At 43.6% G+C, this 23,039-nt stretch carries 34 protein-coding genes and 1 pseudogene; 16 read left to right on the top strand and 19 right to left on the bottom strand.

Annotated elements, in window-relative coordinates:
• From QUB24_RS26055 to QUB24_RS26040, 4 genes are all read right to left on the bottom strand, one after another.
• The coding region (locus QUB24_RS26055) for a tetratricopeptide repeat protein (RefSeq protein WP_333156517.1) at positions 1-948 on the bottom strand (948 nt) is incomplete at its 3' end.
• On the bottom strand, positions 905-2,263 hold the full coding sequence (locus tag QUB24_RS26050) for a P-loop NTPase fold protein (protein WP_333156516.1): 1,359 nt from the start codon (positions 2,261-2,263) through the stop codon (positions 905-907). The genes QUB24_RS26055 and QUB24_RS26050, both read right to left, overlap by 44 nt.
• 180 nt (positions 2,264-2,443) lie before the next feature.
• Positions 2,444-2,965 carry a tetratricopeptide repeat protein gene (locus QUB24_RS26045; RefSeq protein ID WP_333156515.1) on the bottom strand — a complete coding sequence of 174 codons (522 nt, stop codon included), beginning with the start codon at positions 2,963-2,965 and terminating at the stop codon, positions 2,444-2,446.
• Positions 2,966-3,012: 47 nt separating this feature from the next.
• Entirely contained in the window at positions 3,013-3,372 is a 360-nt protein-coding gene (locus QUB24_RS26040) for a single-stranded DNA-binding protein (RefSeq protein ID WP_190663675.1), read from the bottom strand.
• 330 nt (positions 3,373-3,702) lie between these two features.
• Between QUB24_RS26040 and QUB24_RS26035 the strand changes: the two genes are divergently transcribed.
• From QUB24_RS26035 to mreD, 3 genes are all read left to right on the top strand, one after another.
• A complete protein-coding gene (locus QUB24_RS26035) occupies positions 3,703-4,710 on the top strand; it encodes a rod shape-determining protein (protein ID WP_006632285.1) in 1,008 nt (335 codons plus the stop codon).
• Positions 4,711-4,797: 87 nt separating this feature from the next.
• Complete coding sequence (mreC, locus tag QUB24_RS26030; protein ID WP_333156514.1) at positions 4,798-5,604, top strand: rod shape-determining protein MreC; 807 nt, start codon at positions 4,798-4,800, stop codon at positions 5,602-5,604.
• The gene (gene mreD / locus QUB24_RS26025; protein WP_333156513.1) at positions 5,601-6,167 is read left to right on the top strand and encodes a rod shape-determining protein MreD; all 567 of its coding nucleotides are present in this window, start codon (positions 5,601-5,603) and stop codon (positions 6,165-6,167) included. The genes mreC and mreD overlap by 4 nt, the downstream gene beginning before the upstream one ends.
• Before the next feature lie 206 nt (positions 6,168-6,373).
• On the opposite strand, the gene QUB24_RS26020 is transcribed toward mreD, so the two are convergent.
• Positions 6,374-7,165, bottom strand: coding sequence for an HAD family hydrolase (locus QUB24_RS26020; RefSeq protein ID WP_333156512.1), 792 nt, complete (start codon positions 7,163-7,165; stop codon positions 6,374-6,376).
• 246 nt (positions 7,166-7,411) lie between these two features.
• On the opposite strand from QUB24_RS26020, the gene argB reads away from it, so the two are divergent.
• Both argB and QUB24_RS26010 read left to right on the top strand, forming a co-directional pair.
• Complete coding sequence (argB, locus tag QUB24_RS26015; protein ID WP_333034924.1) at positions 7,412-8,323, top strand: acetylglutamate kinase; 912 nt, start codon at positions 7,412-7,414, stop codon at positions 8,321-8,323.
• Positions 8,324-8,486: 163 nt separating this feature from the next.
• Complete coding sequence (locus QUB24_RS26010) at positions 8,487-8,750, top strand: DUF4926 domain-containing protein (RefSeq protein WP_333156511.1); 264 nt, start codon at positions 8,487-8,489, stop codon at positions 8,748-8,750.
• A 300-nt stretch (positions 8,751-9,050) separates the two neighbouring features.
• On the opposite strand, the gene QUB24_RS26005 is transcribed toward QUB24_RS26010, so the two are convergent.
• From QUB24_RS26005 to QUB24_RS25995, 3 genes are read right to left on the bottom strand one after another with little or no spacing between them, the layout of a single operon-like run.
• Entirely contained in the window at positions 9,051-9,347 is a 297-nt protein-coding gene (locus QUB24_RS26005; RefSeq protein WP_333156510.1) for a hypothetical protein, read from the bottom strand.
• On the bottom strand, positions 9,334-9,627 hold the full coding sequence (locus QUB24_RS26000) for a BrnT family toxin (protein WP_333156509.1): 294 nt from the start codon (positions 9,625-9,627) through the stop codon (positions 9,334-9,336). The genes QUB24_RS26005 and QUB24_RS26000 overlap by 14 nt, the downstream gene beginning before the upstream one ends.
• A 15-nt stretch (positions 9,628-9,642) precedes the next feature.
• Complete coding sequence (locus QUB24_RS25995; protein WP_333156508.1) at positions 9,643-9,906, bottom strand: DUF433 domain-containing protein; 264 nt, start codon at positions 9,904-9,906, stop codon at positions 9,643-9,645.
• Between the two features lie 164 nt (positions 9,907-10,070).
• Here QUB24_RS25995 and QUB24_RS25990 point away from each other — a divergent pair, with 164 nt between their 5' ends.
• The 5 genes from QUB24_RS25990 (at position 10,071) to QUB24_RS25970 (ending at position 12,011) form a co-directional block, all read left to right on the top strand.
• Positions 10,071-10,391, top strand: coding sequence for a DUF433 domain-containing protein (locus QUB24_RS25990; RefSeq protein WP_333156507.1), 321 nt, complete (start codon positions 10,071-10,073; stop codon positions 10,389-10,391).
• On the top strand, positions 10,384-10,719 hold the full coding sequence (locus tag QUB24_RS25985; protein ID WP_193971742.1) for a DUF5615 family PIN-like protein: 336 nt from the start codon (positions 10,384-10,386) through the stop codon (positions 10,717-10,719). Before QUB24_RS25990 ends, QUB24_RS25985 begins: the two co-directional genes overlap by 8 nt.
• Before the next feature lie 405 nt (positions 10,720-11,124).
• On the top strand, positions 11,125-11,298 hold the full coding sequence (locus QUB24_RS25980) for a type II toxin-antitoxin system VapB family antitoxin (RefSeq protein ID WP_333156506.1): 174 nt from the start codon (positions 11,125-11,127) through the stop codon (positions 11,296-11,298).
• A 78-nt stretch (positions 11,299-11,376) separates the two neighbouring features.
• A complete protein-coding gene (locus QUB24_RS25975; RefSeq protein WP_333156505.1) occupies positions 11,377-11,670 on the top strand; it encodes a DUF433 domain-containing protein in 294 nt (97 codons plus the stop codon).
• On the top strand, positions 11,667-12,011 hold the full coding sequence (locus QUB24_RS25970) for a DUF5615 family PIN-like protein (RefSeq protein ID WP_333156504.1): 345 nt from the start codon (positions 11,667-11,669) through the stop codon (positions 12,009-12,011). Before QUB24_RS25975 ends, QUB24_RS25970 begins: the two co-directional genes overlap by 4 nt.
• Positions 12,012-12,118: 107 nt before the next feature.
• Here QUB24_RS25970 and QUB24_RS25965 read toward each other — a convergent pair whose 3' ends face one another.
• From QUB24_RS25965 to QUB24_RS25940, 6 genes are read right to left on the bottom strand one after another with little or no spacing between them, the layout of a single operon-like run.
• Positions 12,119-12,487, bottom strand: coding sequence for a DUF5615 family PIN-like protein (locus QUB24_RS25965; RefSeq protein ID WP_333156503.1), 369 nt, complete (start codon positions 12,485-12,487; stop codon positions 12,119-12,121).
• On the bottom strand, positions 12,487-12,711 hold the full coding sequence (locus QUB24_RS25960) for a DUF433 domain-containing protein (protein ID WP_333156502.1): 225 nt from the start codon (positions 12,709-12,711) through the stop codon (positions 12,487-12,489). Before QUB24_RS25960 ends, QUB24_RS25965 begins: the two co-directional genes overlap by 1 nt.
• A 60-nt stretch (positions 12,712-12,771) precedes the next feature.
• Positions 12,772-12,909, bottom strand: a complete 138-nt coding sequence (locus QUB24_RS25955) for a hypothetical protein (RefSeq protein WP_333156501.1) — start codon at positions 12,907-12,909, stop codon at positions 12,772-12,774.
• Between the two features lie 47 nt (positions 12,910-12,956).
• Complete coding sequence (locus QUB24_RS25950) at positions 12,957-13,346, bottom strand: type II toxin-antitoxin system VapC family toxin (protein WP_333156500.1); 390 nt, start codon at positions 13,344-13,346, stop codon at positions 12,957-12,959.
• A complete protein-coding gene (locus QUB24_RS25945) occupies positions 13,343-13,681 on the bottom strand; it encodes a hypothetical protein (RefSeq protein ID WP_333156499.1) in 339 nt (112 codons plus the stop codon). The genes QUB24_RS25950 and QUB24_RS25945 overlap by 4 nt, the downstream gene beginning before the upstream one ends.
• Before the next feature lie 4 nt (positions 13,682-13,685).
• Complete coding sequence (locus QUB24_RS25940) at positions 13,686-13,940, bottom strand: hypothetical protein (RefSeq protein WP_333156498.1); 255 nt, start codon at positions 13,938-13,940, stop codon at positions 13,686-13,688.
• A 2-nt stretch (positions 13,941-13,942) separates the two neighbouring features.
• Between QUB24_RS25940 and QUB24_RS25935 the strand changes: the two are divergent.
• The 3 genes and pseudogenes from QUB24_RS25935 (at position 13,943) to QUB24_RS25925 (ending at position 14,948) form a co-directional block, all read left to right on the top strand.
• Positions 13,943-14,362 (top strand): annotated as a pseudogene (locus QUB24_RS25935) (element excision factor XisH family protein).
• A complete protein-coding gene (locus tag QUB24_RS25930) occupies positions 14,350-14,721 on the top strand; it encodes a XisI protein (RefSeq protein WP_333156497.1) in 372 nt (123 codons plus the stop codon). Before QUB24_RS25935 ends, QUB24_RS25930 begins: the two are co-directional and overlap by 13 nt.
• A gap of 2 nt (positions 14,722-14,723) precedes the next feature.
• On the top strand, positions 14,724-14,948 hold the full coding sequence (locus QUB24_RS25925) for a hypothetical protein (protein WP_333156496.1): 225 nt from the start codon (positions 14,724-14,726) through the stop codon (positions 14,946-14,948).
• A gap of 19 nt (positions 14,949-14,967) precedes the next feature.
• On the opposite strand, the gene QUB24_RS25920 is transcribed toward QUB24_RS25925, so the two are convergent.
• Positions 14,968-16,806, bottom strand: coding sequence for a hypothetical protein (locus QUB24_RS25920; RefSeq protein ID WP_333156495.1), 1,839 nt, complete (start codon positions 16,804-16,806; stop codon positions 14,968-14,970).
• A gap of 415 nt (positions 16,807-17,221) precedes the next feature.
• Here QUB24_RS25920 and QUB24_RS25915 point away from each other — a divergent pair, with 415 nt between their 5' ends.
• The gene (locus QUB24_RS25915; RefSeq protein WP_333156494.1) at positions 17,222-17,725 is read left to right on the top strand and encodes a DNA-binding response regulator; all 504 of its coding nucleotides are present in this window, start codon (positions 17,222-17,224) and stop codon (positions 17,723-17,725) included.
• A 171-nt stretch (positions 17,726-17,896) separates the two neighbouring features.
• Positions 17,897-19,684: a cellulose-binding protein gene (locus QUB24_RS25910; RefSeq protein ID WP_333156493.1), complete on the top strand. Its 1,788-nt coding sequence runs from the start codon at positions 17,897-17,899 to the stop codon at positions 19,682-19,684.
• Between the two features lie 17 nt (positions 19,685-19,701).
• Here QUB24_RS25910 and QUB24_RS25905 read toward each other — a convergent pair whose 3' ends face one another.
• The 4 genes from QUB24_RS25905 to msrA all read right to left on the bottom strand — a co-directional run bounded on the left by QUB24_RS25905 (position 19,702) and on the right by msrA (position 21,890).
• Positions 19,702-20,283 (bottom strand): DUF948 domain-containing protein, encoded by a 582-nt coding sequence (locus QUB24_RS25905; protein ID WP_333156492.1) that lies wholly within the window; start codon positions 20,281-20,283, stop codon positions 19,702-19,704.
• A gap of 37 nt (positions 20,284-20,320) precedes the next feature.
• Positions 20,321-20,662, bottom strand: coding sequence for a YtxH domain-containing protein (locus QUB24_RS25900; RefSeq protein WP_333156491.1), 342 nt, complete (start codon positions 20,660-20,662; stop codon positions 20,321-20,323).
• A gap of 121 nt (positions 20,663-20,783) precedes the next feature.
• A complete protein-coding gene (locus tag QUB24_RS25895) occupies positions 20,784-21,089 on the bottom strand; it encodes a hypothetical protein (RefSeq protein ID WP_333156490.1) in 306 nt (101 codons plus the stop codon).
• 147 nt (positions 21,090-21,236) lie between these two features.
• Positions 21,237-21,890 carry a peptide-methionine (S)-S-oxide reductase MsrA gene (msrA, locus tag QUB24_RS25890; protein ID WP_333156489.1) on the bottom strand — a complete coding sequence of 218 codons (654 nt, stop codon included), beginning with the start codon at positions 21,888-21,890 and terminating at the stop codon, positions 21,237-21,239.
• Positions 21,891-22,207: 317 nt separating this feature from the next.
• Here msrA and QUB24_RS25885 point away from each other — a divergent pair, with 317 nt between their 5' ends.
• Entirely contained in the window at positions 22,208-22,345 is a 138-nt protein-coding gene (locus tag QUB24_RS25885; RefSeq protein ID WP_190663661.1) for a hypothetical protein, read from the top strand.
• Positions 22,346-23,039 lie beyond the last annotated feature (694 nt).

The following is a 23,039-nucleotide window of genomic DNA, read 5'->3' as shown; positions in this document are numbered from 1 at the left end:
AGCTTTCATCTTAATATCGCCGATGCGTTCAAAGATTTCCATAGCTTGCTGTTCTAAAGTAATTGCCTTTTCAATTTCCCCTAGATTGCGCTCAACAATTGCTAATTCATGCAAACTATTTGCCTTTACATCGCCTAAAACTTCATCATCTTTCGCTAAATCTAAGGCTTGTTCTAGATAGTATTTTGCTGTTTTATATTCACTCCGGCTGCCATAGGCAACTCCCAAATCATTCAAAACTCTGATCCGAGTTTTCAAATCCCCTTCAGTTTCCTCGCGCCCATTCGAGGGAGTATATTCAATCAATAACCGTTTTAATAAATCGATCCGTTCCTGCTTTTCCGGCAACTCACAATTGCTAATCCCTTTACTAGCATCCAGAGTTTGAGAAATCGCATCATCTCTAGTATTTGCAGGAGTTTTGAACACAAAAGTTCCCGAATTCCAGGCCCAGAAATCCGGCGCATAATTAGCAACTCGCGTAATTGCATAATCCGGCAAACAAAACAGCATGAGATGTGGCACCATAACCGGATAAGCATCTCGCACCCAATTAAAATCAACCAACATCGGTGGATATTCCCCCGTCATCCCGATCGCATTTTCGACTCCCCGCACCACGAAAATCAACTTTTTGTCTGGTTGAACCTTAACTGTTGGCAAAATCTTCAGAATTTCGTCCAGCAAAAAGCGCATCTCAGGATCGGGAAAATCCCAAATCTCAAACTGCATCTCTTGACAATCGGGATGGTTAATTAAAGCCTGAATAATCGCATCTCTATCCTTGGCAAAATTACTTTGGATAAATCCCAAATCAAAGGCATTGTCGGGAACAATATCGACAAACGTCAGCAATTGATCGAAAGATTCTTGATTGAGTTCAACAATCCTTTGTCGGTATATTTCAGGGATTTCCTTGAATTGATCTAAGGGCTTGTTGGAAAGCATAGCTTTGTTTTACGAGTGGGTTGACATAATTCCACCGACTACTCCCGTTGTATTCCAAGACGGAAAGATTGAATAATAAATTTTGTCCGATTTCTTCTTTAGCAATATCTTTGTCGATACAAACTTGCGCTAATATCGTATAATATTCTGGTGTAGGAGTAGACCTTTCAAAATCAAATTGCTGTTGATTTAAAGCGTAAGTTACATCTTCAGCCAAAACTTTATTGTGTTTGCGAGTAATGGCCGTGCGACAAGCCGATCGAGTTATCTGCATCAATTGTCGCACATGACCACCGCTAGCTTTTGCCAAATCTAGCAACTGTTGGCGATCGTCAAATACCGCACTAACATCAACTCGTTTCTCGATCAAACTGGCAACTCCATCTAATCTTTCCTGATTGCAATTTAAATCGCACTCACTGCGGTTAAACTCATAAATATTCACCATTGGCACGATGTTGGGATTGCTATCAAATAAATTGCTGACATTTTTATATGAATAAATTACCGAAATCGGCACTGTATAGATAATTGTACAGTCTAGTTCTTGCAGTTGAGGAGCATAATCAAAAAACAAATGATTGGCAACTCTTGGAGTAATGCGGTCTAAGTTATCAACAATCAGTAAAAATCCTTTTTGATAACGGCCTGGATATTTGCGTATCAGCTTGTCAAAAGCATCTTTTAACAACAGATTCATATCTGTTTGCAAGCGGGATAGATTGCGCTGAAGAGTTTCGCGAATAACTTGTTTGTGTTGACTAGAACCTCGGATTTGACCGATCAATTTTGCCATCAGCTTAGAAATGAAGGGAATTTCTCCTCCTGCACTTGCTTCAGTTTCGATGCTAACAGAAGATTGAACAGTTTCTTCTGTTTCTTTAGTGACTTCTTTAAACCACAATTCAAAACTATGTAATAGTTTTGGATCAAACTTCAATCCTAATTCAGTTAACTCATCAGCTACTTTTTTGATAACTAGCAAATATAAATCGGTATATTCAGCATCAAGAACATCTAGTTCCTGATCGAATTCTATATAAATCACCCGATATTCATTTTCCCATCGCGACTGAATGCGTTTTAATTCTGTACTTTTGCCGCATCCCCGATGTCCGGTAAACAAAATTGTGTTAAATTCTCCCGGTTCTTGAAGATCCAAATCCGTGCTAACATTTTCGATCGCGACTGTGTTGCGTACTGCGGACAAATCCACATAATATCGTGCAATATCATCGCCCATGAGAGGCTTGACATCGCAAGCGCGGTAAGCTTCTTTGAGTGTTTTGGCGCGGTTGGTGGGGAGTGAAGTCATCGGATTCTAGATTGTAGATTGTAGATGGAACCCACAGCTTATCGCGATCGCGGACGATCGGGATGTGGAGCTTTTTAACTCCTATGTTAACTCACATCTCGCACTATACTCAAGAACTGGCGATCGCTACCAACCGACCACAGAAACCGGGTTTATTCGCGAATCCACTTCCAAAAATGATTAATAACTAATAAATAAGCCGCCTAAAATTAGCCCGATCGCAATTAACGCCACCCAAATAAACCTATTATCTTTCGTATTAACCTGACTCAAATCTACAGGCTCTGGTACGGCGGGCTTGGGTTTAGCGTACTTGATATCAGCGTTCGGATTGGCTTGAAAACTGATTGATTGATTTTCATCTAAAGCTGCCAAATCCGGGATTTTCACCATCCATTCAGGAGGGATAGTGAGTTTGGGAGCTTCGAGAATGAACAGCAAGCGCTTTGCTTGCTGGCGGGTTTCTTGGCGGGGATGGCGGGTGAGCTTGCGGCAAAGCTCGATCGCCTTTTCTGTATTGCCAGAGGCTTCGTAGGCTGTCACTAGCCACATCTGCACCTCGCCGCCCAACCGGGAATTTCGATCGACTAAACCGGTAGCTGTTTCTAAACTCTGCACAGCTTGAGCATACCGGCCACTCTCAAAAGCTACTTGCCCAGCTTGGTACTCAGTTTGAACAATTTCTAACTTTTCTGAAGTCACAAGCACCCACCCAATTCACAAATATTAATTCCCTAATTCCCCAAACGCTAGAATTCGCTGTTGTGTTGCGACATACCCGACTCGTTGTCGCGTTTGGAACCCAGCAAGTCTAAATGGTCTACCTTAATTACCGGCTTCGAGCGATTTGAACCGGTATTGCGGTCTTGCCAGCGATCGAACTTCAAAGAGCCTGTTACGCCAATTAGAGAGCCTTTGCGAACGTAGTCAGCAGCAATCTGCGCTGTTTTGCCCCAGATTTCCAGATTGAACCAGTCTGGTTGATCGCTGTTCTTCGTTCTGCGGTTCACTGCCAGCGTCAAACTACACTTAACTGTACCCGACTCAAAATACTTTACGTCCGGGTCGCCGCCGACGCGGCCTACTAAAGTCACAACATTAAGACTCATAAACTTTTTTTGGAATGTGGTCGATCGGTGATGTAGTTAAACAGTCCACACGCGCATTAGCCTCCAAACTGAACTTGGAACAACGCTTGTGAGGCTTCATCCTGATTGTACACCCAGTTAGCAGAACATATTGATAGTGGATGATTGGCGAGTCTGCGCTCAACCTGAGCTCGACAATGTACATTTCTGACTAGACTCAGGATGAAAAACGTAATAGAATCCACCTCGGTTACACTTTTGTAACAACATTATTGCACACAATAGTATTTTAGTTTTTGGGGGGGGTACGAATCAGTGGGTCTTCTCAATCGATTTTCGTTATCTAGAGATATGGGTATCGACCTCGGTACTGCTAACACGCTCGTTTATGTATCGGGCAAAGGTATTGTTCTGCAGGAACCTTCTGTAGTGGCGATCGACCAAGATTTAAAAATACCGCTGGCTGTGGGAGAAGAAGCCAAAAAAATGCTCGGCCGCACGCCAGGGAACGTCATAGCACTGCGCCCGCTTCGCGACGGGGTAATTGCAGACTTCGATACGGCGGAACTAATGCTCAAGACTTTTATCCGCAGGGTTCACGAAGGCCGAAGCTTAGTTTCGCCGCGGATAATTATTGGCATTCCCAGCGGTGTCACCGGAGTCGAGAGGCGTGCTGTCATTGAGGCGGCGACTCAGGCCGGTGCTAGAGAAGTACGGTTAATTGATGAACCCATCGCTGCGGCGATCGGGGCTGGACTGCCTGTTGCTGAGGCGACTGGCAATATGATTATAGATATAGGCGGAGGTACTACGGAAGTTGCGGTTTTGAGTTTGCAAGGTACGGTGATCAGTGAGTCTGTGCGGGTAGCCGGCGACGAACTCAATGAGGCGATCGTCCAATACATGAAAAAAGTTCACAATTTGGTCATTGGCGAACGCACTGCTGAAGAAATTAAGATTCAGGTTGGTTCTGCATATCCAACTCCAGAGGATGACGATGTAATGATGGAAGTGCGGGGCTTGCACTTACTGTCTGGTTTGCCACGAACTGTTACTATCAAAGGCCCAGAAATTCGCGAAAGTATGTCGGAACCGCTTTCAGTAATTGTGGAAGCTGTCAAGCGTACTTTGGAACGCACCCCGCCGGAATTAGCAGCAGATATTATTGACAGGGGAATTATGCTGGCTGGTGGTGGCGCGTTGATGAAAGGTTTAGATACTCTGATCAGTCACGAAACAGGAATTGTCACTCACGTGGCAGCCGATCCGCTGTGCTGCGTGGTTTTGGGAACTGGTAGAGTATTGGAAAACAAACAATTGGAACGGGTTTTCAGCGGGCAGTCGTCGCGTAATATGTAGTTAACAAATTTGGGATTGTGGATTGAGAAATACGGCTGCAATCTCAAATCTAAAATCCTGACTTAACAATCTTAGATTAGTGAAATTATGCTAAAAAATACATTCCGAAAGTGGTGGGATCTGCGGCTGCAAATTGCTCTTTTAGGTTTAGCTGTAACTGCCGCTTGGGGAGTTCGACAAACACAAGGTGCGGCAGTATTTGAAGTTTACAATTGGGTGACTCGTCCGTTTCACGCCAACGGATCGGGGCAAGAGGAACTCATCTCGGCGCGAACTCAAGAATTGCAAGCGCAGGTATTAGAATTAGACAATCAAAATCAGAAGCTAAAAGAGCTTTTAGGTTACGTTTCGGCTAAGAAACCAGCAGGTATTGTAGCTCCTATTGTCGGTCGCAGCGCCGACCACTGGTGGCAGCAAGTAACCTTGGGGCGCGGCAGTAACGATGGCATCAAAACAGATTTTACTGTCATGGGCCCCGGCGGTTTAGTAGGCAGGGTTGTCAGCGTTACTCCTAATACTAGCTTGGTGCTGTTAGTCAGCGACGCTACGAGTCAATTGGGTGTGGGAATTACCCGCAGTCGCCACATGGGTTTTATGCGCGGGAAAGGTGGTAATCAGGCTGTGATGGAGTTTTTTGATAATGTTCCCAATGTCAAACCTGGGGATGTGGTTTCAACTTCTTCTTTCAGTCAGTTGTTCCCTCCTGGTTTGCCGGTGGGAAAAGTGGTTTCGGTGGATATGAATAAAACTCCGGCTCCAGAAGCTGTGGTTGAGTTCTCTGCACCCATGAATGCTCTGGAGTGGGCGGTGGTTTACCCGCACTCTAAGCAAGCCGAACCGAAGGATTCGCAGAGTCAATCTTCAGCAGCATCTGAGGGAGTACAGCAACAATGAAAGCTTTATCTCGGATGTCTTCGCGATCGCGCCAATTTCTCAACTTCGCAGTTACATTTCTATCTGTGATGCTGTGCATACTGATATTGCCCACTCGGCTGCCGGGAATGGAATTGCTGGGAATTGGGCCTAACTGGCTGTTAATTTGGTTGGTAGCTTGGAGTATTAAGCGGAAACGTACAGTTTGGGGAGCTGCAAGCATGGGCTTGGTTTTGGGGTTTCTTCAAGATGCGATGACGGCTCCTCATCCCAGCCACGCTGTGAGTCTAGTTGTTGTAGGAGTCCTAACAGTTGTTTTGCAGAAAACCTGGTCGATTCCGGTAGATATTGTTGAGAGAGATCCGATTCCGATCGCGTTAATTGTGTTTGGGATGGCGGTGGTAGCGGAAACGGTGATGGGACTGCAATTTTTTTCTATGGGCGATCGGGCTTTATTGGAAATTTGGAGCTATCATCAGCGAGTGGCTTTGTGTTCTGCTATTCTGAGCAGTCTTTGGGCTCCGGTGATTTATTTTCCGCTCAATCGCTTGTGGGAAATGACCAGGACTTTAGAAAAATCTTAGTCATTAGTCATTAGTCATTAGTCATCAGTCATTAGTCATTCGTTAACAGTCATTCATTAACAGTCAACAGTCATTCATTAACAGTCAACAGTCATTCGTTAACAGTCAACAGTCAACAGTCATCAGTTAACAGTCAACAGTTAACAGTCAACAGTCAACAGTCAACAGTCAACAGTCAACAGTCAACAGTCAACAGTTAACTGTAGTCATTCTACTATTAGTTGTTGGCCCGAACCTAATAAGTGATGAACGGCAATAATCAAATCGCTGAGAATGAAATTAGGCTGGTGCTTTTGGAGTTGATAGCGGCTGCGAATTCCGCAGGTAACGGCAATTGTAGGTATTCCTAATGCTTTTCCTGCGAGGATGTCTGCTTCTGTATCTCCGATCATCCAAGCCGAACCCAGCGATGACTCAAATTCTTCTGCCACTTCAGCCAACAATTCAGTTTTTAAGGCTGTATAGTTGTGATAGGCGGCATCCACCATCTGACTTCCGCGAATGCTGGTAAACAGTCTGGCTAAACCGTAATTTTGTAACAGTTGAACGGCTTGATTTCTCGGCCGCAGGGTGACTAAAATCAGACGCACGCCGCGGGAGTGCAGAAGTCCGATCGCCCATTGCACTCCCGGCTGGATGCGATCTAAGTGCAACAAGTCTGGTTGATTGACAAGCTGACTGACGCATCCAAGAAAAACGTGAATTTCTTCTCCCGACAAGCCGGAACTTTTGGCGATTTCAGCATCGGGCACTCGGTTTTGCTTCATCTGCCAAAACTGCTGTTTGCTGAGGATTTGAAGGTTGAGGTTGATTCCCCTAGCAAGATAAGCTGCTTGAGTATCGGCCAATCCCTGTTGATAGGTGGCATAGTAGCGATCGGACACATCGACTATGGGCCCGTCTAAATCGCAAAATACCGTCATCAGGGGGGACGACTCAGCCTCTGAGGGTAGCTTGTACTGAAGGTTTTCGGAGTCTTGGGAGACGGCAGTTAACATAAAACGTTAAGTAAATCAATGGAGCTATACATTTCTTGACTGTAGCAAAAAATGTATAAGTTATAATACATAAATTTTAATGCTTTTATTAAAAAAACCTATTAATTTTTTGAGGATGGGGCTCAATAAGGGCGATCGAGCCTGCGCGTGGATAAATTCAAGGGAAAAAGTGATTTTTGTGGCTGTTGATATGTACTTTAGCCATTAAAGTTTAGAATTAAGTTTTTAGTCTTTTGTAATTTACCCATGCTCAAACAAAGCGATTTTGTTAGGAATTCGGACACTAATCGAGTAGAGGTGCTGTCCGAAGCACTGCCTTACATTCAACACTTTGCCGGTCGCACAATTGTGGTCAAATATGGCGGTGCTGCGATGAAAGATAGCAATCTCAAAGACAAGGTGGTTCGGGATATTGTGCTGCTAGCTTGCGTGGGGATGCGTCCGGTTGTGGTTCACGGTGGCGGCCCGGAAATTAATATTTGGCTCGAGAAATTGGGAATTGAGCCGCAATTCAAGGATGGTTTGCGGGTGACTGATGCGGCGACGATGGAAGTTGTAGAAATGGTTTTGGTGGGTAAAGTAAATAAGGAAATTGTTTCGTTAATCAACCAAGCTGGCGGCAAAGCAGTGGGATTGTGCGGCAAGGATGCCAATCTGATTCAAGCTCGTCCAGATGGCAGGGAAGGAATTGGATTTGTTGGTGAAGTCAGCGGCGTGAAAATCCAGATTTTGGAGTCTTTGGTGAACAGCGGCTATATTCCGGTGGTGTCGAGCGTGGCAGCCGATGAAAACGGTCAATCTTACAACATTAATGCTGACACGGTGGCTGGGGAAATTGCGGCTGGTTTGGGAGCGGAAAAGTTGATTTTGATGACTGATACTGCGGGAATTTTAGAGGATTATCACAAGCCGGATAGTCTGATTGCTAAGTTAGATATTCAAGAAGCAAGAGAGTTGGTTGAGTCGGGAGTTGTTTCTGGGGGGATGATTCCGAAAGTTAATTGTTGTGTGCGGAGTTTGGCTCAGGGTGTGAAGGGTGCTCACATTATTGACGGTCGAATTCCTCATGCTTTGCTGCAAGAAATATTTACGGATGCGGGGATTGGGTCGATGATTGTTGCTTCTGAGTTTAGCAGCGCGAACTTAAGGCCTAAGTAATGCCTATATCCTAGCGTGGGGAGGGCGGGTGCGTGAAATGGGTAAACTCGCTGCGATCGCGTATATCCTAACTAAACCTGCCCCTACCAACCTTGAGAAGGTACTTTTGGGAAATTACTTCAACTAATTCTAACCGTTGTTGAATTTCAGCTTTTCTTAAACTATGAGCAAACACTTTAGAGTTTTGGATTCTGTTGCGATTCTTAAGCCGATTTCAAATACGCGATTAGCGCTAGTGGAACCAGAATACGCCTTTATTTCTAGTTTGCCAGTTGGACTTGTGGGAACTATTATTGAAGTGTATGATATGGGAAAGGAATGTCAGTATTTGGTGGAGTTTGCTGATAGTCAAGGGAGTGAATATGCTATGGCTATGTTGAAAGCTGATGAAATTTTAGTTCTGCAATATGAACTTGCAGTTGCTTAGTAATGTGAGGAGAAGAGAAGTTAGATAAGGGCGATTCCCTACGGGATAGCTTCGCACGCGCGTATTTGGGGAAGGAAAGGGCGATCGCCTTTTAGTTTTGTACTTAAATCGCGGCATCATTTAACGCAATACGGTTCAGTTAAGCTCGATCCCCCCTAGCGAGCGGGCGGGCACTCTTGGCACCGCCCCTACGAAGGGGGGGACAAGAACTTATTCAAAGTCAACCCCTACTCCCCTTCTTAAGGGGGATTTAGGGGGATCTCCGAGGAATAAATAGTTTTAACTGAACCTTATTGTCATTTAACGTGCAGTTTCAGCTTGAATTTCTCGAATAATATTTGATATTTCTTCGGCTGACTCCAGGTGTCTCGCCAAAACTTGAGCAGTTTTGTCCAGCAAGCGTTCCGAAAAAACTTTAGCTAAGTCTTCCCGTAAGCCTTGCCCTATATAAAACTTAAGCAATGCTTCTACAGACATATCTCGATTCGCCGCTATTTTCTGAAGTGATGCTAAAGTATCTATTGGAATGTTTAGCGAGACTATTTCCGCTGTACGAGGTCGCAATTGCAATTTTATTTCTTCTTCAGAATTGTTCATATAATTTCCTTTCAGTGCGGGTAGCAGGACGGGAAGAAATGATGCGTATTCGCAAGCTGCGTTCTACATAAACAACCAGTAATAGGCGTTGAGTGCGGGAGTAACCCAGGATAAAGTTACGCTGTTCGTCATTAGCCGTTGCATCTCCCTCCTGATAGAATGGATCGAAGAAAACTTCTGTGGCTTCTTCAAAGCTAACGCCATGCTTTTCTAGGTTAATCTGAAATTTGTTTGTGTCCCATTCAAACTCAACGCCTTGCAGTCTGTACACACTATCCATGCTTCGATATTAACATTATTTAAATAAGAGCGATCGCACTTTTTCAAAATCTGACAAATCGCGAGCATAATCAAGACAAGCATCTATCTGTTCTTTGAGTAGATCGGGAAACTCGTCGATAATTTGTTCGACAGTATTATTTGATGCTAAATAACCTAAAATCAGAGTAACGGGAATTCTAGTGGCTTTGATTCTTGGTTTACCTCGCAGTACGTCGGGGGTACTAACGATATGTTCTCTCCAGTTTACGGGGATAACTTGTCCTTTCTCATCTGACAACTTATATTTTAACTTAGGGATGGCGATCGCCCTTGGAGATTGGGGATAAGAGAGGGGCGATCGCAGAACCGATCGATGAGAAAGAGGAAAAGGCGAGCGCGCTGAATTTGTTGGTGTTAATATGAAAGAGGTTAAACATTACTGATTAAGAGCCTTTAACTAAGATGTCTAAGGAATCAGTCATCACAGAACATATCGAAATTACGCCTGGGGTACTTGGTGGTAAGCCACGCATTGCGGGCCATCGAATTGCTGTAGCACACATCGCCGAAATGTATCTGAAAATGGGAATTTCTGTAGAAGAAATCGCCGGCAAGTATGACTTACCACTTGCCTCAGTTCATGCTGCAATGACCTACTATTACGATCATCGAGAAGAAATTGATCGTCGCACGGCTGAAAGTCGAGCTATTGTGCAAGAATTAAAGCGCAATAGTCCACCATCTCCGTTACAAGAAAAATTGAGGGCAATTAGAGGTGAGTGAGCAAATTCGTTTTCATTTAGACGAACATATTGACTCTAACATTGCGCGCGGTTTGCGTCGTTACGGGATAGATGTTACAACAACAGTTGATGCAGGATTGCGTACTAAAAGCGATGAGTCACACCTGGCATTTATTCGGGAACAGCAGCGCGTGATAGTAACTCACGATGACGATTTTTTAATTATGGCAAGCGATACCACAGATTATCCGGGGATTGTCTATTGTCCTCCTAATTCTCGTTCTGTGGGCGAGATTATCCGTAGTTTGATTTTAATTTATGAAGTGTATGCGCCTGAAGAAATGATCGGGAGGATTGAATATATTTGACATCATTGTAAGGCGATCGCACTTTAGAAAAATAAGGACGATTCCCTACGGGATAGCTCCGCTTCACGCACTTTAAAAAAGCAACAATTGCGCTACACTCAAGACATTATGAGACTGCTTTGAGGTATTGCGTTACAGACTTCAAATCGATGTCATCGTTGTCAGTCAGTATTTTAAATAAATGACGCGGGATGCCCACTGCAATCAAAACTTCCAAATCGCGATCGAGCTTTGACGAGTCCTCATAAAGACTTGCCTGACTTACGCAAGCTAAACAGGCTTTTCATTCTCGCGTGAACTCAATGCGGAAAGCGATCGCCCATTGATAGAGTTTGAGTGCTACACTAAAATTACAGCATTGTTCGGTGGCAATTACGTGATACCCTACTTGCACGAAGAAAATATATGGTAACTACGCTCGAAATTGACAAAACTCTCCTTCAAGAAGCCCTTGATTTGAGTAACCATCCAACACCTACTACATTAATCGAAGCAGTTTTACGCGAGTACATTCAACGTCGCAAACAACTAAAAGTAATGGAATTGTTGGGTACTATTGACTACGATAATGAAAATTAGGTGATGTTAAAGTGTCATCAACAAAACCGAGTTTTAGGGTAAGTTATAATCAAGATCAATGTGTCCGGTTAATCTATCATGACTACACAATCTGCTTCGCGTTATGTCGCACGTCACCCTGAAATCTTGCAAGGGGAACCAATTATCGCAGGAACGAGAACTTCCGTTCGTGCGATCGTGGAATTGTGGCGTTTGGGTATCACTCCTGAAGAAATCCCGATGCACTTACCTCATCTGAAATTAGCTCAAATTTTTGACGCACTGAGCTTTTATTTGGATAATCAAGAAGAAATAAATACTTATATTGAGCGGAATAGAATTCCTGAAAAATTGATTCATCCTGCTGTAAAAGCTGCAATGAAAAAGCCGTGAAACTATTTGCAACTATTCATACAGATGAAGATGTTTCTAGGCTGGTAGCTACTTTGCTTCGGGCTAGGGGTTTTGATGTGACGACAACGAGCGAACAGGGAATGTTGAGTCAATTTGATACCCAACAATTGGCTTATGCTGCATCTGTTGAGCGATGTTTGCTGACTCATAATCGCGTGGATTTTGAGCGATTACACCTAGAATATATGACAGAAGGACGGGAACATTCTGGGATAATTGTGACTCCTCAAAAGAACGCCTATGAAATTGTCCAACGGGTTGCTATTCTATTAAATACGTTAACGGCTGATGAAATTGCCAATCAGCTTTTATATGTGTAAAGGGATAGCTTATCCAAAAATTAGTGCGATCGCCCTTTGGGATTCGGGATGGGAAAGGTGAGAGCCCTTTTGGTTATTTGGGGGAAAAGGGATCTCGCTATCAATTTTTATTCTCGAATGCGAATCCTGTAAACTTCAACCAGTAGTAATTTACCTCGATAATGCTCCTCACTATCGTGCAAAGATAAGTATTCTGTTAGCCTTGCCATCAACTGAGGAATAATTTCAGGGTGATTTCTCAGTTGAATAGAAATGATGCCTTGATATGAACTTGGCGGATAAGTCACAATATCTGAGAAGTCTCCATTCAGAGAAACAAGTATGGCATTTAATTCCTGAGCTTTGGCAATGACAATAGTATCTGGAGATTCAATTGGGATGTAATCTCCCAATACAAAAACTTCATGCTCGGTATCACGAAGTATTTGAATAATAGACTTAGGAACGCATTGATCGATGAACAATCTTAAACTCATTAGGCAACTGTTTCAAAATCCGACAAATCGCGAGCATAATCAAGACAAGCAGCTATCTGTTGTTTGGTGATATCTGGAAACTCGTCGATGATTTGTTCTACAGTGTTATTTGATGCTAAATATCCTAAAATCAGACCAACGGGAATTCTAGTCCCTTTGATTCTTGGTTTACCTCGCAGTACATCGGGGGTACTAACGATATGTTCTCTCCAGTTTACAGGCATAACTTGTCCTTTCTGAATCTGATAAGTTATATTATCTAATCTGACAAGTTATATTTTAACTTAAGGAAAGGCGATCGCCCTTTGGGATGCGGGACGGGAAAGGCGATCGCCCTTTTGGTTATTTGGGGGAAAAGGTCGATCGCACTTTCGGAAAATAAGGGCGATCGAGCTTTGACGAGTCTTCGTAGATGCCGACAAACTGACTAACGCAACCTAAAGATTCGTCTTAAGGCATTTTTTACCTGTCACTGAAGAGTCTGTACATCAGGATATGCCAGAATTTTTGCATCAGCAGTTAGTAAGGGACACCCGCAAATCCTCGCAGTTGCCACAATGATTTGATCTGCTGGATCGCGGTGAAAACCTGTGAGTTTAGTTGACTCGACAATGATGGGAATGGTGAGTTCGAGTAGCTGCACTCCGGGATAAGCCAAAGCTTGTTTTAACCACTCATCAACTGTAACTGACAAAGTAAGTCTTCCCATTTCTACTAATTTAGCAACCTCCCAACAATAAATGATGCTGATTCCTAAACCTTGAGATTGATATTGTTGTATCCAGTCCCGATGTTTCTGAGTCAGTCGTGTGTTATCGTCAACCCACCAAACCCATATATGAGTATCTAGTACAATCATTGTAGCGCTTCCCAATCTTCCAACGAAACCGCAGGTTCAAACGGCTCATCATAGCCAATGACAGTGCCTCGCAAAGGATATAGAAAAGTATTTTTCATGGTTTCATTTACCAAATTTAGATAGCTAATGAATTCTCGATATCCATCCAATTCTGTTTGTTCTTCGGAAGTTAGATTTGATGCTTGTTGTTGAGCTGTTAAAGTTTGAATTCGTTCCTGGGTTTGAATAGAAGCGCTAAATATTAAGAGTCCGTTGACCAACTCAATGCGGACAGAACCTTCGCTGGGCAAGCTGTTGGGTAAGTGAGGCAGCTGGATGGGCAAATTAGCAATCATGGCATTAATTGACTGTATTTGATGTTGATTTTTTAATTATACCGATCGCTCTGTTGAATTTGACAGTTGTTGCCATGCTGAAATTATAGGCCGATCGCACTTTGGGAAGAAAAGGGCGATCGAGCTTTGACAAGTCCTCATAGATGCCGACAAACTGGCTTACGCAAGCTAAAGATTCATCTTTCGGGTCATTGGTAGTAATGTCGGTAATTTCTTTGCTATACTTAAAGCATCGTCCGAAAGCGTTAAAAAGGAGCAAGAGTGTCAGCAAAAGATTACTATCATCCAGTTGTGAAACAGGCCCTTGTTAAAGCTGGCTGGAAAGTTACTCATGACCCGTTGTTATTGAAATGGGCTAAGCGAAAACTATTTGTAGATATCGGAGCATAAAAACTGATTTGCGCTGAAAATAATCAGTCTAAGATAGCTGTTGAAGTTAAAAGTTTTATCAGTGACTCTAAAATTTTAGATTTAGAGAAGGCTTTGGGACAATACATTCTTTATCAGAGAATTTTAGAACAAACTGAACCGGAAAGAACGCTCTATCTTGCCATACCTGCGATGTCTTTTGAGGAGCTTTTTATTGAAGATAAGTTTGCCGATCTTTTATTGGTCGATAATCATTTGAAGTTGATTGTTTTTAATCCACAAATGGAGGAGATTGTTAAATGGATACCCTAGTAGATTGCCGCCAGATTGTTAAAGGGATTCTCAATGAATACTCAGGGTTTTTTGCTTCTGAAATTGAGGTACAAAGTCAAGTAATTTTTGATTTAGAAAACGATCGGTATATGTTACTATCAATGGGATGGTTTCAGGGGAAAAGAATTCACGATTGTGTTATACACATGGATATTATCGACGGTCAAGTTTGGATTCAATCTAATAATACCGATCGCTCGATCGCTGAAGAATTAGTAGCAGCGGGCATTCCCCCTAAGTTAATTGTTTTAGGACTTCAACCGCCAGAAGTAAGAGCTTATACAGCTTATGGCGTACCAAATTCCATACAGTCTCAAGAATTATTGCAAGTGGGTTAAATTTGCAGGGGAAGAGCGATCGCCCTTTTGGTTATTTGGGGGAAAAGGGCGATCGCACTTTGGGAAAAAAGGGCGATCGCACTTTGGGAAAAAAGGGCGCTCGCCCTTTTAGTTATTTGGGGAAAAGGGCGAGCGCGCTTTGGGAAAATAAGGGCGATCGCTCTTTAATTCCAAATAAAGAACGATCGGCTGCACTCTGCCAGTTGCCCGTCGCTGTTAAGCTATAGCAAATTGAGTGATTTTTTTCTACCTCCGAGCAAAAGCAATGAATTGCGGGTTGGCATTAAAAACACTTAATTGAGTTTTTGTCATTGCAACTGTACCTCCCTCGTGCATCGGATCGGCAACGATGTATTTTCCATCGGAAGTTTTGCCGAGAATAGCATTCCAATGACCCCCCCAACCACTTCCGACTCTTGAGGGAAACTGCCCACGCCAAGCAGAAGTTAAAGTACCATAATTAATGACCGGCTTTCCAGCAGCTAGAGACCGATCTAAATTATCCCATCCGGTTAACTCTTCTGGTGTACCACCAGAGTTTCTGATGCCGTTTTTCACATTGTCAAACGATGTCCACACTGTGTCTTGATTGAGAACAGGGACTCCTTGACGAGTCCCATTAGAATAACCAAACATCAGATAACGTGCGTAGTCAATGCTAGTTTCGTCACTGATATTCGCCTGCTCCCTGCCAAACATTTGACGAATCATCGCTAAACTAGCCGGGCCACAGTTTGTACTGCTATACGGTCCAGAAGAGTTATAGGTTGGGTTCCAGTATTGAAGTTTAAAAAATGAGTTTGCTTGTTGTGTGCTGCTTACCAATGATGGTGAATTATTCAGTGTAAACGTCCCATTACCAGTATTCCACCAGTTAACATAACCCCGCTCAAAATTTTGTCGCCATCCATTAGGAACTTGAAATTCATTGCTGGTAGGTAAACCTAGCTGACTTTTTTCACCTCCCAAATTATTCAAGTAATAATTTCCCAGGCTGCCACGAGCCATATAGCTACCGGCACCTGAGTGGAAAATTGCCCCACCTTGAAAGTTTTGTCGCCATCCATTAGGAACTTGAAATTCTTCACTGGTAGGCAAGCCTAACTGACTATTTTGACCTCCTAAAGTATTCAGGTAATAACTGCCCAGGCTACCGCGAACTGAGAAAGTACCATTTGCTGAGTGAAAGATTGCACCGTTTTGAAAGTTTTGTCGCCATTTACCCGAAGAAAATTGGAATTCATTACCCGTAGCTCTACCCAACTGACTAGCTATAGCTGGATTTCTGTTGTAAAAATAGCCAATACTACCTTGGACAGGAAATGAACTCAACTGCTTCTCTACTAGATATTGATATCCGTCGATCGCAACAGTCCCACTATCGTCCTCACTCTTCAACCCCTGAAGCTCACCCTCACTCAACTCCTTCCCCTGAACAACCGCCGCAAAAATCGCCCCCTCATCTCCCGGTGAATCCGTAACATTCAACCGCGCATCAACAGAGTGTCCGATTTCTTCCAGCAACACATCCGCCACCGCCACCGGATTCGCCACATTCTGAGTCAAAAATTCCTTCGATAAATAAATCGTATCCGTCGCTGCTGCAAAAGCCCCATTCGCCCCGCCAATCTCAGCAGACGAGACAACCTTCACCGACGGGATCTCACTAAAATCTCCCTGAAACCATCCTTCAGCTAAGGCTTTCGCAGTCGCAGCATCCCAGTTTTCCCCAAAAGCCACATTCAGCTTAGCTGCGAAATCTGGATCGGCGACAAACTTACTCAAATCCTCATAAACCTCTGACATCGCCTGACCTGTTAGCAAATCGACAGAGCTATCCGGTAAACTGCTGTTGGAGTCCGTGCTCACTGCACTAGCCATCCGGGTTAGCAAATCGTCAGGCAAGATGATATTGTCATAGGCTTCTGGCGTTAAAGTCGGGAGATTAACTTCCTCACCAACACCCCCGGTTAGGACGCGGTTAGCATCTAGCTGCGGGATAATTGCCTTAGTCAGTTCTAGGCTGGCATTCCAAGGTGCGATCGCACTTTCGTTATTAAATTCAGGCGTGAAAAAATTAGACACGTTATTCCCTCGTGTTGATTAGAGACAAGTACATAGACTTGCCCTGTGTTTGCTTGGATTAAATAAACTGTTTGTTGTAAAAGCCGATCGGCCGATCGCCCTCATGAACCCTTAGCCCCGATGAACCGCAACAGTAGCGGTACTTCTAAAGCTCTATTTATCTATCAGGCTGAGTCCGCAAGTTTTATGCAAAATACTGCTTTTTTGTTACAAAACTTTACTTAGCGCCCTCTGACTTTTGCAAATACTAGCTTTGACGTTAGTTGAAGCGATCGCGACTCCCCGTCAATCTAAGTATTTACACTTATGTCTTTAGTCTTAGTATAATACTACACTAGCTACCGATACCAAGCAACTAACAAACGCTAGCAATTTCCGTTATGCTATCGTTAGCCACATCTCAACACACCCGACAATGGTACCAAAGGAAGACTTATTTGCCGAAGCCGCCAAACACTGGGACTTAGAAAGGCTTTACCAAGCTTTTGCAGAAGCTAAACGGCAAATCTCACCTCGATCGCGCAGGGGACTAACAGAAACAGAAAAACTCTACCTCCGAGGATTGCTTTCCGGTTGCAGTCCCGCCGAAATCGCCCGCCAACTGTTTCAGAGTTCCAAAAGTGCAGAGGTTTATTTATGTAAAACTTTATACCAATATGTTAAAAAACTCGCAGATGTACCTAACGAACCTGTAGGAAATTGGCGCAATATTTGCGATCGGCTACAGGAAGCCGGATATAAAACTCAGTCTTCTCCTGAATTTAAAATAAATAATTCTGTACCTACAGAAGCATTAGTAAAAATAGTTGGTATAGGTGTGATTGAGAAAAATACAATATCAATTGATATTAACATTCGACTAGAATTCCCCTCAACTTCAGAAACTGCAAAAACAGAAGATTTGGATAAAGACGGTTAGATGGGCGATCGCACTTGGGGACAGAAAGGGATCTCGCCCCTCCACAGAGAGGCAAAAATGTTAATAATCTTATAGCTGATAGTTTGAGAAAGAACTTTTTGATAAAATATCAAAATTAAAACTGCCTCACTCGCTTCGATCTTACCTAAAACAATCAAATCAGTCAAATTTATGTCTCGATTAAGTATCAGATCGAACAAAACAGCTCTGGGCTTTGTGCTGGGTTTATTAATTTTTGTCATTTTCATTCCCGGATGTTGGGCTTTAACAACTAATATTGCTCCCACACCAGTACGGCAAGTAGATAACAAAGTAGCTGTGCGGGCAGATGTACAAAATACGTCAAATTCTAGCTCTTCTTTAGGAATTGGGCTTAGTGGTATTGCTGACTACTCCACACAATTACCCTTTTTAGATGCTTTCAAATCTTCTAGAAAATGGATAACTCAATGCGTCAGCGGACAACCAAACTGTAAAGGTGAATGGGATACAGAGGAGTATAATCTTTTAAACCTTGATGAAAATGGGTGGGTGAAGTCTCTGCCATCGCCCGAAGATGCTCCTAAATATACTAGGGTAAGTACCCTATTACTTAGGGAAATCCCCAATCGCTATCCTTCAGGGCAATATATTGTTACTTATGAGGGTGAAGGTGCGATCGAATATAGCTTTGATGCCAAAAAAGATGAGGCTGCGTCGAAACCTGGGAGGGATATCATTAATGTAGATGCCACACAAGGCGGAGGCATCATGATTATAATTACCGCTACAGATCCCAAGAAAACAGGGAACTATATCCGCAATATTAAAGTTGTTCACTCCCAAGATGAACAGCTTTATCAAAGTGGTGAAATATTTAATCCCCTGTTTATAGACAAGATTAAAAAATTTAGAGTCTTGCGTTTTATGGACTGGATGGGGACAAACAGTTCTGAACAAAAAGAATGGTCAAACCGACCTAAACCAGAGAGTATATCCTATTCTTACAGAGGAAATGTTCCCATAGAAGTTATGGTGAATTTAGCTAAAAAAGTCCAAGCAGAACCCTGGTTTAATATGCCACATCAGGCTACGGATGAATATATGACTAACTTTGCTAAAATGGTCAAAGATAGTTTAGATCCCAAGCTGAAAGTTAATGTAGAGTATTCTAATGAGGTTTGGAATTGGTCATTTCCACAATCGCATTATGCTTTGAAACAAGGTAAAGCGAGGTGGGGAGATAAAGGCGATGCTTTTATGCAATGGCACGGAATGCGTAGTGCTCAAATGTGCGATATCTGGAAAGGCGTTTTTGGGGATCAAAAGAATCGAGTTGTCTGCGTGTTAGGAACTCAAAGAGCTTGGAGAGAGTTAGGAAATTATGCTTTAGATTGTCCCTCTTGGGTAGCTGAGGGCAATAAACCTTGTTATCAACACGGCATTGATGCCTATGCAATAGCTGGATATTTTAGTGGCAACTTGGGCGGTAAAGAAAGTGCCAGCACAGTAGAATCTTGGTTGAATGACGCAGATGGCGGATTTGGCAAAGCTTTTAAGCAATTAAAAGAGGGCGGGTTACTTGCTGGATTCAAAGATAGTTTGCCCGATGTAGATAATGATTTTAAGTATTACTTAGATCTGGCTCAAAAAAAAGGTCTCAAGTTATTTGTTTACGAGGGCGGTCAACATATTGTAGGTACGGGCGGAGTGGAGAATAACGAAAAACTGACCAAGTTTTTTATGGAATTAAATAGACGCCCAGAAATGTATGATATGTACACGCAATTACTGAATAGTTGGAAACAAGCTGGAGGCAGTCTTTTCATGCACTTTGTGGATGTGGGTAAATTTACTAAGTGGGGAAGTTGGGGGGCTTTGGAATATGTGGAACAAAAGGGTTCGCCTAAGTATGATGCTTTGATGGATTTTATTGATAAGAATCCTTGCTGGTGGGATGGGTGTGCTGTTGAGGGATGATCGGGAATTGGGTGCAATCAAGAATCGTTCGATCGCACTTCCTCAAACTCTTCAGCATCCCCCGGCAAACCCGAACCCTCGCTACTCCTCAACCTGGGGGATTCCCCATTACTAGCACCGGCACCGTAACCCCCAGAATATCTGTCCTCCAAACCCGAATCCCTCAGCGAAAGCGCACTTCTTTGACTCGGCGACAATCTATCTGTTGAACGGCGATTTGTCCCAGAAATCGGCGGCTTCCGAGTTAAAGTTTTCCAAGCAGCCTTAACCCCAGTCACCAGGCTGCGAGTAGTTACCTGCACATTTTGCGCCTGCTTTTTGGCGCTACCAATACTTCGATCGACCTGTTTGACAACCTCGCCCGCACTTTGTACTCCCTCGCTGACATCATCCGTCAACTCGCTAATTTCCAGCCCCGTCAACCGAATCGCCTCCAAAGTGGGCGGAAATTCGCGAGAAAGCGTGTCAGCGAGCTTTTCCACGCTGCGGGCCGCCCGGGCCAGGGCTTGCACCGCAGGTATTAAAGTCACTAAAACAGCAGTCAGGCTAACTGCCACTAGCAAAATCGAAAGTCCTAGCCAAAATATGGGATCACTCACTTGAATCTGGGATGGGGGGTTGAGAATTTCATGCCATTTAGCGGATGGGAGGCCGCGACGGGGGAGTCACTTCAGTTTCAGCTTCCGACAGGGTTTGGCGTTCCCGCTGAGTCGCTTCCAAACCTGCCGCGATCGCCTCTTTGAGTCTAATCAAAGTTTCGTCCCAATTTCGGATTGCAGTTTCAGAAAGTCGATCGGCCTGCAACTGCACGCTAGTCGATAAATCTTCCGCCAACTCCGGCAAAGCATCGGCCGATTTTTTCAATATCTGCCGCGTCTCCTTGCCCGGTCGCGGTGCCATCAGCAAGCCAGTCACGGCCCCGATCGCAGAACCCACAAGCAAACCGCCAATAAATAATCCTGAACGTTTAGTTGACATTTTTATAACTTCTCTCCATACACCAATTTTAGGGGCGTTTGCCCGATCGCAGCCCTTTACAAAGGTAGAAATATTGTTGAAAATCCTACGGAGTCAGCACGGGCGGCAGTGTTAGGATAGCTTACCTCAAAGGTCGATCGCGCCTGCGCCAAAGCATCCGTCCCAAACCCAGCAATCCCAAAAGTTGCTGAACCTGTTGCAGTTGCAATTCCAGTTGTTGATAGCGCAGTCGCAGTTGGCGGGCACCTTGCTGCCTGTTAGCAAAGAAATCCGGCGACGTGCTCAGGACATTGCTGCTACAGCGTTCGATTGCTGCGATCCGAATTTCAAAAAGTGCGATCGTCCGCCTGATTTTCCACACCTTCGCAGCGATATAAAAACAGACCAGAGATATCATTAAATTGATAATTACCACACCAGCCAGCATTATTTTACCTGCTTTCAACTAATCCCTTTGACCATCTGAATAACCTTTCAGTCGTCTTCAGACGACTTAAGCTTTGAGGCAGGGGTTTAAACCCCTGCCGGACTGCCGGACTATTGCAACAGCCCCAAAATACCCCTTGTAAAAGTTTTAAGCCTGAGACATAGCAGGCAAACAAACCTTAGTACCGCCCAAACCGCAATAACCGTTCGGGTTTTTAGCAAGATACTGCTGATGATAGCTTTCTGCGTAATAAAACTCAGGAGCCTCAATAATTTCAGTAGTAATCTTGCCGTAACCAGCCGGAGTCAAAGCCTGCTGGTAAGCATCTCGCGAAGCTTCAGCTAACTGCATTTGGCTAGCTGAATACGTGTAAATTCCCGATCGGTACTGAGTACCCGAATCATTGCCCTGACGCATTCCTTGAGTAGGATTGTGACTTTCCCAAAAAACTTTGAGCAGCGTTTCGTAACTAATTACTTTCGGATCGAACACAACCAGAACTACTTCATTATGTCCCGTCATCCCGCTGCAAACTTCGTTGTAAGTAGGATTCGGAGTAATCCCGGCCGCGTAGCCAACAGCCGTCGAAAAAACTCCATTTTGCTGCCAAAATTTGCGTTCCGCTCCCCAAAAACAGCCGAGGCCAAACAAGGCAGTCTCCATGCCGTTTGGAAAGGGAGGTTTGAGCGGATTGCCGTTAACAAAGTGAGTTGTCGGTACCGACATCGACTCTGCCCGTCCCGGTAATGCCTCTTGAGGAGAGGGCAGGCTTGACTTTTTGCCAAATCCAAATAGCACCATAAGTTTGTGAGGGGATCTCTGATAAACGTCTTTACCTTACTTAATAATATCAGATGTATACTGAAAATAGTGGCCATCTTAAAGGTAGAAGGTAAAAGCCAGAAGACAGATGTTTGTTACGGAAGATTTTTGGTGATACTGCTCACTGCCAAGGCAGTTGTGAATCACATTAGGCAGTGTTCTCTGTCACCAAAGCACACCTAAAATATCACATATTGTTGAGGTATAAATCACGCTGATTTTAGGCAAAACAGCCGATTATTAAAGGTATGGTGTTGTAGTAGTTATTCAATACCATTTATTGGGAGTGTGTAGAAATGGCCGCTAAACCTTGCAGTCAACCTTTAAAATCTAATCCGTTTATTACTTACCGCGACCCAATTACAGGCAAGTGGATTGTGGTAAATCAGACTTTGCCCCAAGCAGCAGAACAAGCACAGCTAGCAGCCGCTTGAGTTTTCCTATTAATTTTATACCTGAAAAATCAACTATAATTTCAGATTGCGTAGGGGCGGGTTTTACCAACCATCTATGTCGGAAACGAATAATCTGACAAACCCGCCCTCACAAGGCGAACAATCCAAATGTACATTTTTTCGATTCGTTCACAGACAGCGTTGATGTAGATTATTCGTTGTGTGGGGGCGGGTTTATCTAGATTGTTGGTAGTCATTAAATAGTCGTAAGGTTCTAAGGTTGCACCCTACATAAGTAGCACCATACTTTTAAACATTCCTCATCTCTGTTTGCAGTTCCAAATACCGATAGAGGCTCCAAGAACCCTGATTCAACTCGATCGGGCTGGTGCTCATGTGACCAGCGCACGCTCGGTAGTCTGATAACTTGATTCCGGTTTGTCAACCAGCCCATAGCCCCGAACAAGGCTTCCATTGAACGGCTTTGGCAATTTATCCAACAACAATTCCAGGGATAAGTGTTTCTGACACTTGTGGAATTGCATGAACGACTTAATCTTGTTCTGCAACAAATCACACCTGAACTGTCGCAGTTCGCTATCTTCTTACAATTTCATTTTTGAAGCTTTATTCTCTGCAGCTTCATATTAAATTGGTAAGCTGATACGCAGCTAGATTGTATAATATAAATATAAGATAAGCGATCATTAGTTATAATGTATGCCAGCAAAAA

Source organism: Microcoleus sp. B9-D4 (genome assembly GCF_036705105.1).
In the GTDB taxonomy this organism is placed as follows: domain Bacteria; phylum Cyanobacteriota; class Cyanobacteriia; order Cyanobacteriales; family Microcoleaceae; genus Microcoleus.
This window is presented reverse-complemented; position numbering and strand designations above follow the sequence as displayed.

Bases quoted from the DNA above. Each gene is read 5' to 3' on its own strand.
- QUB24_RS25910 (WP_333156493.1), top strand. From the start codon at position 17,897: ATGTCTCGATTAAGTATCAGATCGAACAAAACAGCTCTGGGCTTTGTG.
- QUB24_RS25980 (WP_333156506.1), top strand. From the start codon at position 11,125: ATGGTAACTACGCTCGAAATTGACAAAACTCTCCTTCAAGAAGCCCTT.
- QUB24_RS25930 (WP_333156497.1), top strand. From the start codon at position 14,350: ATGGATACCCTAGTAGATTGCCGCCAGATTGTTAAAGGGATTCTCAAT.
- mreC (WP_333156514.1), top strand. From the start codon at position 4,798: ATGCTAAAAAATACATTCCGAAAGTGGTGGGATCTGCGGCTGCAAATT.
- QUB24_RS26035 (WP_006632285.1), top strand. From the start codon at position 3,703: ATGGGTATCGACCTCGGTACTGCTAACACGCTCGTTTATGTATCGGGC.
- QUB24_RS25945 (WP_333156499.1), bottom strand. From the start codon at position 13,681: ATGATTGCTAATTTGCCCATCCAGCTGCCTCACTTACCCAACAGCTTG.
- QUB24_RS26020 (WP_333156512.1), bottom strand. From the start codon at position 7,165: ATGTTAACTGCCGTCTCCCAAGACTCCGAAAACCTTCAGTACAAGCTA.
- msrA (WP_333156489.1), bottom strand. From the start codon at position 21,890: ATGGTGCTATTTGGATTTGGCAAAAAGTCAAGCCTGCCCTCTCCTCAA.
- QUB24_RS25900 (WP_333156491.1), bottom strand. From the start codon at position 20,662: ATGTCAACTAAACGTTCAGGATTATTTATTGGCGGTTTGCTTGTGGGT.
- QUB24_RS25960 (WP_333156502.1), bottom strand. From the start codon at position 12,711: ATGCCTGTAAACTGGAGAGAACATATCGTTAGTACCCCCGATGTACTG.
- argB (WP_333034924.1), top strand. From the start codon at position 7,412: ATGCTCAAACAAAGCGATTTTGTTAGGAATTCGGACACTAATCGAGTA.
- QUB24_RS26005 (WP_333156510.1), bottom strand. From the start codon at position 9,347: ATGAACAATTCTGAAGAAGAAATAAAATTGCAATTGCGACCTCGTACA.
- QUB24_RS26050 (WP_333156516.1), bottom strand. From the start codon at position 2,263: ATGACTTCACTCCCCACCAACCGCGCCAAAACACTCAAAGAAGCTTAC.
- QUB24_RS25990 (WP_333156507.1), top strand. From the start codon at position 10,071: ATGTCTAAGGAATCAGTCATCACAGAACATATCGAAATTACGCCTGGG.
- QUB24_RS25915 (WP_333156494.1), top strand. From the start codon at position 17,222: ATGGTACCAAAGGAAGACTTATTTGCCGAAGCCGCCAAACACTGGGAC.
- mreD (WP_333156513.1), top strand. From the start codon at position 5,601: ATGAAAGCTTTATCTCGGATGTCTTCGCGATCGCGCCAATTTCTCAAC.
- QUB24_RS26010 (WP_333156511.1), top strand. From the start codon at position 8,487: ATGAGCAAACACTTTAGAGTTTTGGATTCTGTTGCGATTCTTAAGCCG.
- QUB24_RS25885 (WP_190663661.1), top strand. From the start codon at position 22,208: ATGGCCGCTAAACCTTGCAGTCAACCTTTAAAATCTAATCCGTTTATT.
- QUB24_RS25975 (WP_333156505.1), top strand. From the start codon at position 11,377: ATGACTACACAATCTGCTTCGCGTTATGTCGCACGTCACCCTGAAATC.
- QUB24_RS25950 (WP_333156500.1), bottom strand. From the start codon at position 13,346: ATGATTGTACTAGATACTCATATATGGGTTTGGTGGGTTGACGATAAC.
- QUB24_RS25965 (WP_333156503.1), bottom strand. From the start codon at position 12,487: ATGAGTTTAAGATTGTTCATCGATCAATGCGTTCCTAAGTCTATTATT.
- QUB24_RS26040 (WP_190663675.1), bottom strand. From the start codon at position 3,372: ATGAGTCTTAATGTTGTGACTTTAGTAGGCCGCGTCGGCGGCGACCCG.
- QUB24_RS26000 (WP_333156509.1), bottom strand. From the start codon at position 9,627: ATGGATAGTGTGTACAGACTGCAAGGCGTTGAGTTTGAATGGGACACA.
- QUB24_RS25895 (WP_333156490.1), bottom strand. From the start codon at position 21,089: ATGCTGGCTGGTGTGGTAATTATCAATTTAATGATATCTCTGGTCTGT.